The sequence below is a fragment of the Aliiroseovarius subalbicans genome, from assembly GCF_022678625.1.
Taxonomy (GTDB): Bacteria; Pseudomonadota; Alphaproteobacteria; order Rhodobacterales; family Rhodobacteraceae; genus Aliiroseovarius_A; species Aliiroseovarius_A subalbicans.
The window spans coordinates 21,398-35,519 of record NZ_JALBYQ010000006.1; the positions used below are offsets into that span (position 1 = coordinate 21,398).

A 14,122-nucleotide genomic window follows, 5' to 3' on the forward strand; every position below is an offset into this window, starting at 1 on the left:
AAACGCACTTACTAGTTCTCCAATCTGTCCGAACGGATCGAGTATTCAACGACGGTAAAGCCAAAGGGGTTGGTCCAGACCTCATCGATGGTGCGGCGGGTCTCGGGGCGGAATTCGAAAAGCATCGTCGCCGTGAACAGCCCCGCCTGAACCCCGTTGATGGAAGTCAGGCGTTTGCGCAGCCGAACGGTTGCCCGGTTGTTGCCGATCCGGTTGATGCTGAGGATCTCGACATCAAGCCGGGCGTTTGGCCCGTAAACGGTCGGCGGGTATTGCGCGTTCGCCGAATTCCAGATTTGGCGCAATGAGGCCTGCGCGGCCCCGTCCGAGCGGCGCAGCACGCTGCGAATGCGGACATCATTGTCGAGCTGGTTATAGACCTCTCGATCGGTCACGTAGCGGAAGACTTCGGCTTCGATGATGGCCTGGTTTTCGGTGACGGTGGTGGCGCCGACCGAGGCCTCCGGCAGGGCAAAGCCGGTGGCGGGATCGTAAGGCACGACAACGGGTGGTGGATCCACATCTAGGATCGCAACAGCGGCAGCACTCAGGCATCCGAGAATGCCAAAGATCAGCCCCAGAAGCCCCAGGCGTTGCCAGAGCCGTTCCCGGCGCAGGGCGCCGTAGACCAGTTCTTCTTCGATGATTGCCGTTTCTTCGTCCAAAGCTTTTTCCCTTAATCCGCTCGAAGAGTGGGGAGGGTGAATTCCATGAAGCGCTGCTCCTCGGCGATGGTGGCGGCATCGATGACACCACCGGTACCGTCACCCACGGTCTGCACCGCTTCGAGCTGCCACATAGCCACGAGCGCGATGGCGAGTTCTGCGGTCACGCGGGTGTTGAGATCGACGCTTTCCTTGAGCTCATCCATGTCATCGATGAGACCGACGAGCCGATCAACGCGCTCGAGCGATTGCCCGGCATCGTCATAGCTGTTCTGGGCCGCGGCCGAGACCAGGGCGCCGGTGGTGGCTTGCGTTGCGATACGGTTGGCGCTCGCGTTGCCGCTGGTGGCCATCTCCCGGAGCGTATCATCGTCAAAGCCGAGATCGGCCAGCACCCGGTCCATCTGGGTTTCGATCTCGCCGGCCCCGGAGCCTGTGAGCCTGGAGAAATCCCCGGTCTTGATCGCCTCGATCGTGGCGATGATGTCACCGAACTCCCGATCAAGGAGACCGTTCAACTCCTCTTCCATCTGCGTCCGGATGATCTCGGGCAGTTCGGCCAGGCGCGTCAGCGCCTCATAGGTTTTCTGTAGCTCCGCGAGTTGATCCCTGAGTGTGGCAAGCTGTTCGCGAAGTTGCGCCAGCTGCTCGTTTTGCAGGATTTCATCTTCGATCATCTGCCGGAGCTGCTGGATGTTTTGCGCGATGTTTTGGGTATCGACGACCGGCACGCCCTGGGCCTGGGCCGGAGTGCTGGCGAAAATGCAGCTTCCAATCGCGATGGCGCTGACAAGCGTGGTACTGCGCAGCAAGTGCGGGAAACGACGTTGCTGGAACATCAATCCAAAACCTCCAATGTGAATTCCATGAAATTGCCCTCAGCCATGCGGGCGGCGGCCTGGGCGAGTTGGGCCGCGGTAAGGGGTTGTGTGCGTGCCGCCTTCAGGCGAATGCGCGCGGCCATGAGGCGGACGAGTTCGGCTCGGGCATAGGTGTTGAGCGCCATGCTCTCTTGAACATCCGACGTGCTGCCGATCCGCGTGACGATGTCCTGGATACGCAAGGCGGCCTGCTGGATCGCGGCAGTCGCACCGTTGCCGTAAAAGGCGGCACCATGGCCGGTGAGCGAGAGATTGGCATTGGCGAGAAGCGCGGGATCGATTGTGCCGAGCGCTTCGATGCCGCCTATCCGCGCGAGGTAGAGATTGTAGCGCTCCGGGATGACCGTGACGTAGTGCCGGGTTTCCTTGAAGGGCGGCACCCCACCATATTCGATGACGCGGCCCGGGCCGGCGTTATAGGCGGCAAGCGCGTTGATGATGTTGCCATCGAACGTGTTGAGCTGAGCTGCGAGATACCGCGCGCCGCCTTCGACCTGGAGATAGGGGCTGTTGTAGTAAGCCGGATTGATGCCGAGATCGCTGGCCGTGCCGGGCATGATCTGGGTAAGACCGTAGGCGCCGACATGCGATCGGGCGCCGATAGAGAAGCGGCTCTCCTGCCAGATGAGTGCCTGCAACAGGGCGCGCCATTGCACCACGGAAAGACCTGCGAGCCCGACCCCGGGCCGTCCATGGGTTTCCTGCGCGACCCGAATGATCAGCTGCTCGATGTTTGCCGCCGCATCCCCGAACATCTGTGCACCGCCGGGGTTGGGATCGACATCACCCGAGCCATAGACGGCGAGGGCAGAGCGGGCCGCATCCCCGCTGCCCCCCTCCAGGTTTGAGACCATGCCGGTCACGCCTATACCACCGAAACTCGTCTGGGCTTCAAGGATGCGTCGCAGGACGGCGAGTTGCTCCTGCTCGATCTCGGTCAGCTGTTCTTCCACCGTCAACTTCTGGCGCTGGACCGCAAGATCGGCCTCACGATCACCGGTTTCGACGATGTCACGCGCGGTCAATCCGGCATCGTTGACAGGCACGCCTTGTGCGGCGACGGATACCGCCCACAACACAAGTGAAGCCGAGAAGGCACCGGCCCTAATCATTCGCCTCGTCCGGAACATCAGGGCCGCCAAGCGGTTTGAAATCACAATCGTAAGGTGCTGGGCCTCGGGAGACGACGTCGAAGCAATTCGCCTGGGGCTCGCGGTATTGCTCACAAGCGGCCAAGGACCCGATGACAAGGAACAGAACAAATAAACGGATCATGAAAACCTCCAGAATTCAGGCCGGTCGCGATAGTCAGTACCGACCAGTGCCTCGCCCTTTTCCATGCCGCCAAGGATGGTGAGGTAGGAACCAAGGGCCGAGAGATCGGCGTCAACGACCACGGAGCCGCTATCGTCGCGAATAAGCGCCAGGCGGCTGGCGCTGCCGGTATTGAGCAAGACGTCGAGCTCCTTCTCGAAGAGGTTCAGCATCGCGTAGTCGGAGGCATGGGCCCGGATGTTCGGGAGCAGGATCTGGGTTGGGACAGCCTCGATGATGGTTTTGCCGGTGCGCGTGCGCTCGAGCTGACTGGCATATTGCGTCATCATCACCGCGACGGTGTTTTGCTTCCGGGCCGTTACCAGCCAGTTCGAGAGCCGCTCGGCGAAGTATGCGTTGTCGAGCGCCTTCCAGGCCTCGTCGATTACGATGATCGTGGGCCGGCGGTCTTCGATCTCCCGCTCGATGCGGCGGAAGAGATAGGAGAGCACGGCCATGCGTTCCTTCTCGCTTTCGCTGTCGAGAATGCCGGTGAGATCGAAGCCGACCACATCGCCTTCAAGCGAGAAGGTGTCCTCAAGGCTTTGGCCGAAGATCCAGCCGTAGCGGCCATCCTCGGTCCACTCGAGCAATCGCTGGTGCAGATCGCCATTGTCATCGGTCGAGACGAAGAGCGACGCAAAGTCCTTCCAGTTCCGCAGGGCGGGGTTAGTAGCGGTGGCGTTCTGGCGAACGACCTCCTGGACGCGGTTGGTCTGGGCCGGCGTCAGCGGTTTGTCCGAACGGTAGAGCAGCGAGGCCAGCCAATCGGATAGCCAGGCGGCACCCCGGTCATCAATCTCGGTCCAGAGGGGGTTGAGGCCTGTCGCCTGTCCGGCCTTGATCGAGGCGTAGCGACCGCCATTGGCGCGGACCGCCATTTCCATGCCGAGCCGGTAGTCGAAGACGAAGATGCGCGCACCGACGCGGCGGGCCTGGGTCATCAGAAAGGCCGACAGGACGGATTTGCCGGAACCAGGTCGGCCCAGGATCAGGGTATGTCCACCGGTGGGCTCTTTGTCGGGTGATCCCTGCTCGTGATAGGAGAAGCGATAGGCGCTCTGTTCCGGCGTCGGAAAGAGCGTGATCTCCTGTCCCCAAGGCAGCTGGTGTTTTTCCTTGCCAAGCTGGGTTCGATGCAGCGCCGCGAAATCCGCGAAGTTGCGGTTCGTGACAGCACTGGCGCGAACCCGCTTCGGCTGGTTGCCCGGATGCTGGCTGAAATAATGAGACTTGGCCGCCATCCGCTCACCGATCATTTTCACGCCCTCGGCGGCTGCGGCGTTGACGATCTCGGCGCCGAGGGTTTGCAATTCCTCAAGACTGTCGCTGAAGACGGTGACGACCATGTGGTGCTCGCCAAAACTCTGGCGCTTGGCTTCGAGATCATCGTGCGCAATGTCGAGTGCTTCCAGGAGCGACAGTGCCGCATCCTGGGAGGCCTGCATCTGGCGTTTCTGGCGCTTGATCCGGCCTGCCATCAGGTTCGAATTGATCGGCGTGAAGGAGTGCGTGACGATCAAATCGACCGGCAGGTTCAGCATGTCGAACATGGTGCAGGTCGTGGCCTCGGCGTATTCGCCGATGGTGAAGCTCTTGCCGAAGCGGTGGCCAACGACGCCGTCAGAGAGCTCGAAATGATCCTCGAGGAAAGTCACGCGGGTGTTGGCGACGTTGTAGGCGAGGAAGCCAAACCGGTTGGCCGGATAGAGTGGCAGCTCGCGGCCGGTATTGAGCGCGCCCAGAAAACCAACCAACTCGCCGGAGGCCGCAGAAAGGATGCGGGGTTTGAGCTCTGCCAGACCCGATGTGAAAACGCCGACCGCCTCTTTCAAGCGCCTGACCCGCTTCGCAGTCTCTTCCTTGAACCGATCCGGCGCAGAACGGTTCACGAACCCGAGAAAACTCCTGGGTGGCGGGCGGTGGATGACGGTCAGCGTCAGGGTCTTGTCCCGGAGGCCCGCATTTCCCAGTTTTGCCCGCCAGGCCTCATCCACCGCCGCCGCGAAGCCATCACCTTTGACCGGGAGCAAATCCGGAGTGATCGACTTCGAGACCTTGTGCACATAATAGCTGAACTCGGGCCCGAGCTGCGCGATGATCCGGGCAAAGAGCGCGGTCACCTTGTCGAGATAGGCGTCATCACTGGTATAGCTGTTCACGCCGCCGAGCCGGATACACTGGAAGAGTTCGTTGACCCGAGTCCGCACCGTGTTGTCATCGACGAGACTGACGTAAGGCAGCATATGCGCGAGGTGTTTTTCGCGCGCGTACCACTCCGGCATCAGGGTGCGCTCATCCATGGTCTCGTCCAGGACTTCATTATGGCGCATAGCTGTCGCCCCCGTGGATCGCCCGGTTCCGGGTCGGCGGGGTTTCCTGCAAGGCCGTCAGCATCACGTCGATGAAGCGCGGGTCCCAATCCGCGGCCTTCCACAGGATCGGATAAAGGATGGCAGCGATCCCGAGCACCACGATGTGCTGCGTCCAGACAAAGAGGAGCACCGTGCCGAAGAGCCAGACCATGGCATACATGATCGGCAGGCCGAGAAGCTTCGGCGGGCGCACAAGGCCCAGGAAGAGGGGAGATCGCTCGGCCATCAATCCAAACCTTCAGGAACCGCCCCAAACGGCAGCAACGATGGTCGGTGCGGCCGCAACACCTGCGATGCCGACCAGAACCCAGAGCGCCTGGCGCAGATCGATGATGTTGAAGAACCAACTGAGGAAGACACCGATCACCGCAAGGGTGGCGATGACGATCCCGAGCGGGCCGGTGAGCGCATCGACGATCCCCTGCAGCAGGCTTTGGATCGGGGAAAGATCGATGCTTTGTGCCAGCGCAGGTTCCGCGGCGAACAGACAAACCGCCAGCGCGGCTATGAATAGTGAGGTGTAGTTGTTCATGAGTGATTTCCTTTCAGGCGGGCGACGACGGCAAGGACGCGGGCCACATGATTTTGGGTTTCTCGAAAAGGGGGGATGCCTTTGTACTGACGCACGGCATCGGGCCCGGCGTTGTAGGCAGCCAGCGCCAGGCGCGGATCACCAAACTCTCTCAGCATCGTCGCGAGATAGCGTGCCGAGCCATCGAGGTTCTGCCGCCAGTCATTCGGATCGACACCAAGCGTCTTGGCTGTCGCGGGCATCAATTGTCCAAGGCCAATGGCCCCGGCATGGGAGATGGCGCGTGGATTGTAGGCGCTCTCGATCTCGATATTGGCGCGATAGAGGTTCAGCCAGTCGGTGACCGTGATGTCTGCGACGCGAAGACCGCGATGGCTTGCATAGCGCAGACCTGTCTCCCGGATCGCAGTCAAGATTTCCGGGCGGGCAACCGGAGCACGGGGTGCAGCGGCGGCGACCCGGACCTCTTCACCCTGTTCGGCGGTTTCATTGTCACTAAAGATACGCAGCCGGTCAGCGGCAGACCCTTGGCCGACCCCGTCATTGTAGTTGCGCGAAAAATGTTCCTGGGATTGCGAAGGCCGGAGCGACCCGTCGCTTTCCATGACCAGCACCATCTGTGCGGGTGCAGGCGCAGTCATAAGCCAGGAAAGGAGAAAGCTAGCCGCTACTGCCTTTGTGAGATGCAGGTAGTTTGTGCGAGGTCTTCTGGCCTTCTTCGAGAGGCACATCAGCATGGGTGAAGCCAATGCCGATGAGGAAGGACACCACGCCGGTGATCGTCTTGAACTCGCGGATCTTGATGTCGTTATATGTGGTCCGTGTACGCGCGGTGACCAGGAGCTTTTCCACACCTTCGTCGGAGACGACGCGCATGACCCAGAGCCCGTAATAGCTCGGGCCCTTCTTGTGCGCAGATGCCTGGCACAGGATTTCAGCGCTATAGCCGTTCTCCACGAGTTCGCGGAATCGTGCTTCCGTGACCACATTTGGTGCTTCGATGTCCCAGTTCATGGCCCGGCTCACGCTTTCTTCAAACGCGCAACACCCAGGCATTCCCACTTGAAGCCTAGAGTTACGATAGTATATTAATGACCGCAAGATATATTGCGACAGATACGGCTGTATCTCGGTTACTCAAACTCTAGGCACGGCCATTGGCGTCTATCAAGGAAAATAGGGGTTTCAGAAACCTCCGGTTGAAACGGCTGCTCACATTGCAGGCTGTAGCGTTGCTCATTCTCTTTCCGGGTGTAGGTTTTGCCGAAACCTGTCTCGCACCCGCTCGTCCGTTTGTGCCAAGTGATTCGCGAGCAGTCCATGACTACGCCGGCATCATCCGGCAGGACTTCGAGACCTACATCTCAGACGTGCAAAACTACTTCCGTTGTCTTGAAGCTGAGCGAGCACGTGCGTTCGGTGAAGCACGGGACGTCAGTGAAGAATACGGTCGGTTTCTGCAACTGGTGGGGGATTGATGGGTCGCGCGGGGCGTAGCAGACTTGCAGCCCGTGAAAACACAGCACCGATAACGCCCTCAAATATCCACTTTTTAGATAACAGATTTCATCCGCTAGCGACGTCACGAAAGGTGTGTGACGCGTGGCGAAAACAATCAGAAGCAAAGGACAGGAGGCACTCCGCCAGGCGTTGGTCGACGCGCGGCAAAAGGCTGGATTCAGTCAGAAAGAATTGGCAGCAAGGCTCAAATGCCACCAATCTCTTGTCGCGCGTCTCGAGAGTGGCGAGCGCCGGATCGATGTCGTTGAGCTCATTGTACTGGCAAGAGCGATCGGTTTTGACGCTTCAGAGATTTTGGCGATCGTCGAAGCCGCCACGGAGCCCGACCACAGGATTTGAGCTAGGTCATCAATCAAGAACTCAAAACCATACAGGTCTGACGTGAAGACCACTTTCGAAAACAACATGCCCGACCAGATGTAACCATTGCCCGGTATGCGGATGCAGCGAACCCTTCGGGATCCCGCGTTGCTTTCCCCACCACCACAGTAAAGAAAGCAAGTAGCCAGTGTACGAAAATGAGGATGAAGCCGTTGCGATTGCGAATTTGATCGGAGCGGATGAGAAAAATGTGGTTGGGTGGGTCTATCGCTGGAATACGGGCGCGCTTGCGGTGCGGTGGGACATCAAAGGTCCGCAGCGGGTGTCTTGTTGCCAGCCTGATCTCAGTGATGTTGATAAGCGCGAAATCGACTTTGATGGTTTAACGCGTATTTGCGCGCCCAGCTAGAGTTGGCGTCGTCGTCAACGACCGTGAGTACCTGAGAAGTGAACGTTGTCGACGAGAGGTCCTCGCGTTGATCTTGATGGTCAGCACAGCTGAAGCTGACAGCAAGTAAGTCGACATTCGTCTCAGGCGCAGAGAAGGTCTGCAACGAGCCCAACTTGACCGATGCTGCAATTTGCGCGAATGGCGGCTTCCTTTCAGTTCAACTGACCCGCTTCAACGCGTGTATCTGAGGGCAATTGGCCGAAGTGTGAATGGTACAATTTCGTAAACTGGCTCCAATTCCAGAACCCGTGACGAGCGGCAATATCCCCAATTGACGCTCTGAATTGCGAAGGATCCCTCAATGCGCGTCTCGCCATGTGCAAACGCAACACACGGTGATAGCTCAACGGGCCAAGTGTGACGTGCGATGCGAAGGAATTCTGAAGTGTTCGACGTCCGCCTCCCGTTTGCGCAAGCAAATCATCCACGCTGTGAATTTTTTCCCAGTTCCTGTGGATTACATCTCGGCCTGCTATAAATTTCTCATAGGACGGCGCGCCAATCATATTCGAGAGACTACTGCCCTGTCCCGCAGTCTCAAGTGACAACTTAGACACAAGACCCGCAAGCAGAGCCTCGCCGATATTTGCAGCGGATGCCTGCCCTGTTCCGTCAAAACTCGCGCTTTGAAGCGCTTGAACCACGTCTTCGCGAATGCGACGTGCGAGTTGCGGGGCATTCAAAAGCTCAGTGCCAAAACCAGGAGCAAAGAGCCAGTTAAGTGTCTGATCAGACAATCCCGGATGGGATTGCAGAAAATCCTTCTGAATAAGGATCGCAATAACTGCACCCTCAACAGGGCTGTGCAAGTGAAAGGTGGAACCGGGCATCGCGATCATGACAGTGTCACTTGTGAAGGCACCACCATTCAGGCAAAAGTCTTCACCCGCACTTGCCAGAACACCAATGGTCACGACGTCAACTGACCCCGTCACGGATTGTTCAAGCGCCTGCGTGCAATGCTCCAGATGAATCGAGATATTGTCGCTCAGAAAGCAGGATAGAAAGCGGCCGGTAAAAGGACCAGGCGTCAGCTGTAGATAGGTCTGGTCAAACCCGATCAATCGTTCAGCCTGCTCGTCAAAATCATGGTACTGCGCGTCAAGAATGACCCCAGGATTTGCACTTAGCAAGTAATCGGGCGCACAAATATTTGATAATATGCGTATTTTTCTGATCCTCCGGCCTCTGACACCTGCGCAAGCATGATAACGGTCTCTGTCGTGCCTTTGTAGACTAACAGAGCGTGCGGCAGCTTTGAAGCTGCCGGAAAACTCAAAGGGAGAAGCAGATGTTTAAGATTTTGACGACGATTGCCGCGATGGGCTTTGCCTCAGCCGCACTTGCAGAGGATGCGTGGATGTCCATTCCGGTCGCTCCCGCGATGCCAGAAGCGGCAGAGGCAGGGCAGGCCGATGTCAACGGCATCTCAATGTACTTCGCGACCTATGGCGACGCAGATAACACACCGATCCTGATGATCCACGGCGGTTTGGCGCATGGCGATATCTGGGCCAGTCAAGTTGCTGATTTGTCGGCAGACTACCGCGTCATCGTGGCAGACACACGCGGGCATGGGCGATCCACAAACGATGGCAGCGCCTACAGCATCGAGCTCTTGGCAACCGACTATGTGGCACTGCTGGATTTCCTTGGCGTCGACAAAGTTCATCTAGTGGGTTGGTCGGATGGTGCCAATATCGGGTATGAAATCTCGAAATCTGCGCCGGATCGCTTGGCCAGCCACTTTGGACATGCCGGGAATGTGACGCTTGCGGGTGTCGATCCAGCGGTTGAGACAAATGAGGTTTTTGGCGGATATGTCGGAATGATGGCAGGCGATTACGCAAAGATGTCTCCGACACCAGAGGGCTTTGAAGCCTTCGTCGGCGGCATTTCAGAGATGTGGTTCGCGGACAAGGCGGATGGATTGGCGCTTGTTGAAGCGATCACTGTACCGACACTCGTCGTGCAAAGCGAATACGACGAGGCGATTTTGGCGGCGCATTCTGCAGCCATCGCCGAGGCTATTCCCGGCGCAGCGCTGCTGACCTTGGACGGCGTGAGCCACTTCGCCATGTTCCAAGACCCGGCAGTTTACTCGGCTGCGATTAGAGACTGGCTGAAAACACAATAGGCTTGTTCCGAGCGGGCATCGCATAGATGGCCGCTCGACTCATCTAGAAAGCCGCCATTGGTGCAGATGCAGCGAAATTCCGGATTGTCCCGCATTGTGTGAATTCGCTCCACCGGAACTGAATGTCCGCTATCGGCGGCGGGGCTGTCTGACCCGCCGCCGCCGTTTTCCGGGCAATCCGATTAGAAATGGTCGCATTCTCGGCTTCGCCATCTGTCACGCAAATCAGCCGCGAGCACAAGGAATGGGGGTCTATCGTCAATAGATTGAAATTGGGTGCCAAATGGCAAAACTACGTGTCGTCTGACACGTGTAGTGAAACGGACAAGGTTGGCGCTACGTTAATAGTTCACCTGCTCAAAACCATAGTTGCCCTCGTAGTCGCGCCAATCCACGAATACAGACCGATGATAGATGCTGGGACAATGATCCCCCCATCGTTCAAGGCCCGTGTGCGCGGGGGGAAGGGCAGACGTGGAAGATAGCTGCCAGGAGAAGTCGCCTTGGGTTCCGTAGGTGCCGAGGAGAACCAGTGCGCCGCGACTGCATTCGCCGTCACGCCCGGAGTCGTTTTGCCAGGCGTTTCGCACATCAAAGACGCGAATGGTCCGCACGAAATTGAAATCCGGCCCGCTGATATCAATGTCCGCGCGATCCTGAACAAGGCGGAGGGTATGGTCGGCGGGAACGAACTCTAAATGGGAATCTGAAGAACGCCAAACGGCCTCGGTTGACTTAATAACCTGGGGGGCATCCAACGCTGGAAAGGATTGGCGCGGCCTGTTGCCGACGGTTTTGAAAAATGCTTCTAACATACGGCCCGAATTGCTCGGTTGCTGATCAGTCTCATAGGACACTCCCATAGGACATCGCCAGATTTGGAGCGGAGGTTCGATTGGCCAAGGTGTAATCCGCCGGATGAATTCGGCGCGAGCCCGAGTGCAAGGGGCGGAAGCGGGCCATCCGCCAGATAGGCATAGGAGGATCGCGCAGTCGATTGGGTACGTCTGCGCGCGCGTGGGCGTAGGAAGCGATACACCTGTTATGGCTATCGCAATTGCGATAGAAGGGAGGAGCGCTTGGAATGTACGACGCATGCTGAGGAGCCTCCTTAAGTGGAGTTCAGCATACAAACAAAAATATACTATCGCAACGATAAGTATATTATCGCATAAGGTGATGGATTGGATGCCCCTCCTGTTGGTCTATAATTGGACCGGAGCGACCCTAATGGTCGCGAATAGGGAGGATAAGACTATGGAAAACATACATATTTTAGGCGTAGACTTGGCCAAGCGCACATTCGCGATCTGCTGTTGCAACCAAGTTGAAATGTCCCTCCCTCCGCAAAGTAGAAATGTCCCACTTGGTGCTGTCGGAGCGTGGCTGTGCAGGGCGTAGACCTCATATATCGGAGCGCTGAACAGCCATGCGGGCGGGGTTATTCGGCGGCGTGTTTTGACGCCGATTTTACCTTTTCCTTGGCCCGCCGTGCGAGCTTTGAGTTCCAGCCGTCGTTGCGTTTGCCGGTGGGCTGATAGCGGGTGGCTTGTTTGCCAGCGCGTCGTTTTTGTGGAGCCGCTTTGTCTTGTTCTGCCTTGATGTGCTTCAGTACGGCACTGAGATGTTTGTTCTCTGTGATGGCGGCATGGGTCACGCGCTGATCTTTGTCGAACACGGAGTAGGGCAGTGACACACCTTTCCAGCGGACTTCAAACCCACCGTCCGGGAATGCATATGTGTCTACGTATTTGCCCGGCAGACCGCGTGTGATTTCATTCTCGGCCAGGATGATCCGCTTACGTTCGTAGGAGAATGCCAGTTGCGCGCCAACAAGCCGTTCGTCGCGGGAACAGAAGACATCTCGCAGGCGATCAGGTTCGATGTTCATCGGCCGGTGCAGATTGTCTGCGCGGCGTGGGGCCTTTGCAAACTTGGCGTTGTAGCGTTCGGTGAAACTCGGAAGGAAAGCGTTTGCAGCGTCCATGTCCGAAATGCCTGCAAGCCGCAGTTCCTTGACCAAACGGTCCTGCAAGGTGCGGTTTGCGCGTTCCACACGCCCTTTCGCCTGAGAGCTGTTTGCGCAGAGAATCTCGATGTTTAGCGCGTTCAGGGCGCGACCAAACTGGGTCATCCCATGCCCAGACTTGGCGGATTGATTAGCGACACGGAACACCGTGTGTTTGTCTGAATAAAACGCAACCGGCCGCCCATGCGCCGCCAGATACAGATCGAGGGCTTCAAAATAGCTGAACGTGCTTTCCGATTGCACAAACCGAAGCTGCATCAACGTACTGGTCGCGTCATCGATAAACACGAGCAGGGTGCACGGCGGCCCGCGATCCTCGAACCAGCGATGATCAGAGCCGTCGATCTGAATGAGTTCACCCAGACATTCGCGACGTAATCTGGGTTGATGAAATGTGCGCCGTTGTTTGCGGCTTAACCAGATCCCGGCGTCCTGCATCCATTTGCGCAGTGTCTCACGTGATACCTTCAGGTCATGGTCTTCAGCCAACTTCTCAGCCGCAAATGTAGGCCCGAAGTCCACGTAGTACTCTTTGACTAACGTCACTGCGAACTCACGCACCGCAGGGTCGATCCGATTGTTTGATCGGCGTCCACGTGCTTTGTGGCGGATCGCAGCCGGGCCATCCGTGTGGAAATCCTTCAACAACCGATGCACTTGTCGTCGGCTCAGTCCTAACACGTTGGCCGCAGTCACAGCCGTCATCGTGCCTTGGGTCACTTGGCTAAGTACCTCAATGCGGTTCAGTTCGCGTTCGCTCATGATCACCAATCCCACGGCCACACTCCAATCCTGCTTGATCAACAGGGAAGTGTGACACTTCTACTTTGCAGATGTGGGACATTCTAACTTTGCGTGATGGCTCAAGGGTCGTTGCGACGTTTTCCGCTATCTCAGTTTCATAATCTCTTCCCTGAACGCCTCGGTCGGTGTGCGCCATCCGAGGCACTTTCTAGGTGTTCCGTTCAGGCGCTCGCAAATCGCCTTCATATAGCGATTTGAGAGCGCCGCGAGCTGGGTGTCACGTGGCAGGAAACGACGTGCCCGCTTGTTCAGATTCTCGACCGATCCTTTTTGCCAAGGAGCTTGCGGATCACAGAACCAGCTTTCCGTGCCAATGCCGGATTTCAGCCTACGCCATTCGCGGAATTCGAAGCCACGGTCGAAGGTGATCGAGCGCCGTGCCGGTTGGGGCAGGCGCTCCATCACATCCATCAGCTTGTTCATCAGATGTGTGGAACTGCGATCATTGTTTCGGAACAAGACAGCATATCGAGTTTTGCGTTCGACCAGAGAGGCGACATTCATTTTACCTTGAGCGCGCTCGAAGATCATCAGATCGCCTTCCCATTCACCGAAGGTCTCACGGGTCTTCACGTGCTCCGGGCGTTGATGGATGGACCGATCCGGCGGGAAAACTTGGCCTCTGGGCCGTCTGGCGTAGCGCGATTGCCGCTTCTTGCGACGACTGGGGAGATGGCGGGCCAACTGTTCAGACTGACCTTCGCGACTGTAGACATAAGCGTAGATGGTTTCATGGCTCACTCGAACCGGCTGGCCATCATAACCAAGCCGGCCCGCAATCTGTTCCGGGGTCCAGCCGGCTTTCAACTGCTTTACGACATGGGCGCGCAAACCTTCCAGCCGGATCAACTTGCGCCGACGAGCACGCCTGGCATCAGCTACTCTTTGCGCATTCACGCCATAGTAGCCATTCAAATGTGGCAGCTCATCATCTTCGAAGTGATTGCGTTTAATCTCGCGGTAGACTGTAGAGCGATGCCTGCCGATCTCGGACGCGATCTTGCTTACTGGCATCTTCGCGTTCAACATGTCTTCGATTGCGCGTCTCTCACGCAAATCCAGCTCTGTGTGGGCCATGTTCGTTCTCCTTGC

15 protein-coding genes and 1 pseudogene are annotated in these 14,122 nt (G+C 57.7%); 4 read left to right on the plus strand and 12 right to left on the minus strand.

From position 1 onward, the window contains the following. Positions 1-11 precede the first annotated feature (11 nt). The 8 genes and pseudogenes from MN188_RS15950 to MN188_RS15985 all read right to left on the minus strand — a co-directional run bounded on the left by MN188_RS15950 (position 12) and on the right by MN188_RS15985 (position 6,781). On the minus strand, positions 12-665 hold the full coding sequence (locus tag MN188_RS15950; protein ID WP_242110262.1) for a VirB8 family type IV secretion system protein: 654 nt from the start codon (positions 663-665) through the stop codon (positions 12-14). A 164-nt stretch (positions 666-829) separates the two neighbouring features. Further along, positions 830-1,504 (minus strand): annotated as a pseudogene (locus MN188_RS15955) (type IV secretion system protein); the annotation flags it as partial. Continuing rightward, entirely contained in the window at positions 1,504-2,592 is a 1,089-nt protein-coding gene (locus MN188_RS15960; protein ID WP_338023255.1) for a lytic transglycosylase domain-containing protein, read from the minus strand. The gene MN188_RS15960 and the pseudogene MN188_RS15955, both read right to left, overlap by 1 nt. A 225-nt stretch (positions 2,593-2,817) precedes the next feature. Then, on the minus strand, positions 2,818-5,193 hold the full coding sequence (locus MN188_RS15965) for a VirB4 family type IV secretion/conjugal transfer ATPase (RefSeq protein ID WP_420839008.1): 2,376 nt from the start codon (positions 5,191-5,193) through the stop codon (positions 2,818-2,820). Continuing rightward, the gene (locus tag MN188_RS15970) at positions 5,183-5,461 is read right to left on the minus strand and encodes a VirB3 family type IV secretion system protein (RefSeq protein ID WP_242110265.1); all 279 of its coding nucleotides are present in this window, start codon (positions 5,459-5,461) and stop codon (positions 5,183-5,185) included. Before MN188_RS15970 ends, MN188_RS15965 begins: the two co-directional genes overlap by 11 nt. A 12-nt stretch (positions 5,462-5,473) precedes the next feature. Then, positions 5,474-5,767, minus strand: a complete 294-nt coding sequence (locus MN188_RS15975) for a TrbC/VirB2 family protein (protein ID WP_242110266.1) — start codon at positions 5,765-5,767, stop codon at positions 5,474-5,476. Continuing rightward, positions 5,764-6,384, minus strand: a complete 621-nt coding sequence (locus tag MN188_RS15980; RefSeq protein ID WP_242110268.1) for a lytic transglycosylase domain-containing protein — start codon at positions 6,382-6,384, stop codon at positions 5,764-5,766. Before MN188_RS15980 ends, MN188_RS15975 begins: the two co-directional genes overlap by 4 nt. Before the next feature lie 43 nt (positions 6,385-6,427). Further along, positions 6,428-6,781 (minus strand): hypothetical protein, encoded by a 354-nt coding sequence (locus tag MN188_RS15985; RefSeq protein WP_242110270.1) that lies wholly within the window; start codon positions 6,779-6,781, stop codon positions 6,428-6,430. Positions 6,782-6,966: 185 nt separating this feature from the next. Between MN188_RS15985 and MN188_RS15990 the strand changes: the two genes are divergently transcribed. From MN188_RS15990 to MN188_RS16000, 3 genes are all read left to right on the plus strand, one after another. Then, complete coding sequence (locus tag MN188_RS15990; RefSeq protein WP_420839009.1) at positions 6,967-7,245, plus strand: hypothetical protein; 279 nt, start codon at positions 6,967-6,969, stop codon at positions 7,243-7,245. A 124-nt stretch (positions 7,246-7,369) separates the two neighbouring features. After that, positions 7,370-7,627, plus strand: a complete 258-nt coding sequence (locus MN188_RS15995) for a helix-turn-helix domain-containing protein (RefSeq protein WP_242110272.1) — start codon at positions 7,370-7,372, stop codon at positions 7,625-7,627. Positions 7,628-7,796: 169 nt separating this feature from the next. Beyond that, the gene (locus MN188_RS16000) at positions 7,797-8,018 is read left to right on the plus strand and encodes a hypothetical protein (protein ID WP_242110273.1); all 222 of its coding nucleotides are present in this window, start codon (positions 7,797-7,799) and stop codon (positions 8,016-8,018) included. A 194-nt stretch (positions 8,019-8,212) separates the two neighbouring features. On the opposite strand, the gene MN188_RS16005 is transcribed toward MN188_RS16000, so the two are convergent. After that, complete coding sequence (locus MN188_RS16005) at positions 8,213-9,193, minus strand: helix-turn-helix domain-containing protein (protein WP_242110274.1); 981 nt, start codon at positions 9,191-9,193, stop codon at positions 8,213-8,215. A 158-nt stretch (positions 9,194-9,351) separates the two neighbouring features. Between MN188_RS16005 and MN188_RS16010 the strand changes: the two genes are divergently transcribed. Next, positions 9,352-10,197, plus strand: a complete 846-nt coding sequence (locus MN188_RS16010; RefSeq protein ID WP_242110275.1) for an alpha/beta fold hydrolase — start codon at positions 9,352-9,354, stop codon at positions 10,195-10,197. Between the two features lie 341 nt (positions 10,198-10,538). On the opposite strand, the gene MN188_RS17760 is transcribed toward MN188_RS16010, so the two are convergent. The 3 genes from MN188_RS17760 to MN188_RS16025 form a co-directional block, all read right to left on the minus strand. Continuing rightward, entirely contained in the window at positions 10,539-11,294 is a 756-nt protein-coding gene (locus MN188_RS17760) for a hypothetical protein (protein ID WP_242110276.1), read from the minus strand. 344 nt (positions 11,295-11,638) lie between these two features. Then, complete coding sequence (locus MN188_RS16020; protein WP_242110277.1) at positions 11,639-13,003, minus strand: ISNCY family transposase; 1,365 nt, start codon at positions 13,001-13,003, stop codon at positions 11,639-11,641. 111 nt (positions 13,004-13,114) lie between these two features. Beyond that, the gene (locus MN188_RS16025; protein WP_242110278.1) at positions 13,115-14,107 is read right to left on the minus strand and encodes an IS30 family transposase; all 993 of its coding nucleotides are present in this window, start codon (positions 14,105-14,107) and stop codon (positions 13,115-13,117) included. Positions 14,108-14,122 lie beyond the last annotated feature (15 nt).

Coding starts and splice junctions, on each gene's coding strand:
- MN188_RS15965 (WP_420839008.1), bottom strand. CDS start 5,193: ATGCGCCATAATGAAGTCCTGGACGAGACCATGGATGAGCGCACCCTG.
- MN188_RS15970 (WP_242110265.1), bottom strand. CDS start 5,461: ATGGCCGAGCGATCTCCCCTCTTCCTGGGCCTTGTGCGCCCGCCGAAG.
- MN188_RS15975 (WP_242110266.1), bottom strand. CDS start 5,767: ATGAACAACTACACCTCACTATTCATAGCCGCGCTGGCGGTTTGTCTG.
- MN188_RS15980 (WP_242110268.1), bottom strand. CDS start 6,384: ATGGTGCTGGTCATGGAAAGCGACGGGTCGCTCCGGCCTTCGCAATCC.
- MN188_RS15985 (WP_242110270.1), bottom strand. CDS start 6,781: ATGAACTGGGACATCGAAGCACCAAATGTGGTCACGGAAGCACGATTC.
- MN188_RS16010 (WP_242110275.1), top strand. CDS start 9,352: ATGTTTAAGATTTTGACGACGATTGCCGCGATGGGCTTTGCCTCAGCC.
- MN188_RS17760 (WP_242110276.1), bottom strand. CDS start 11,294: ATGCGTCGTACATTCCAAGCGCTCCTCCCTTCTATCGCAATTGCGATA.
- MN188_RS16025 (WP_242110278.1), bottom strand. CDS start 14,107: ATGGCCCACACAGAGCTGGATTTGCGTGAGAGACGCGCAATCGAAGAC.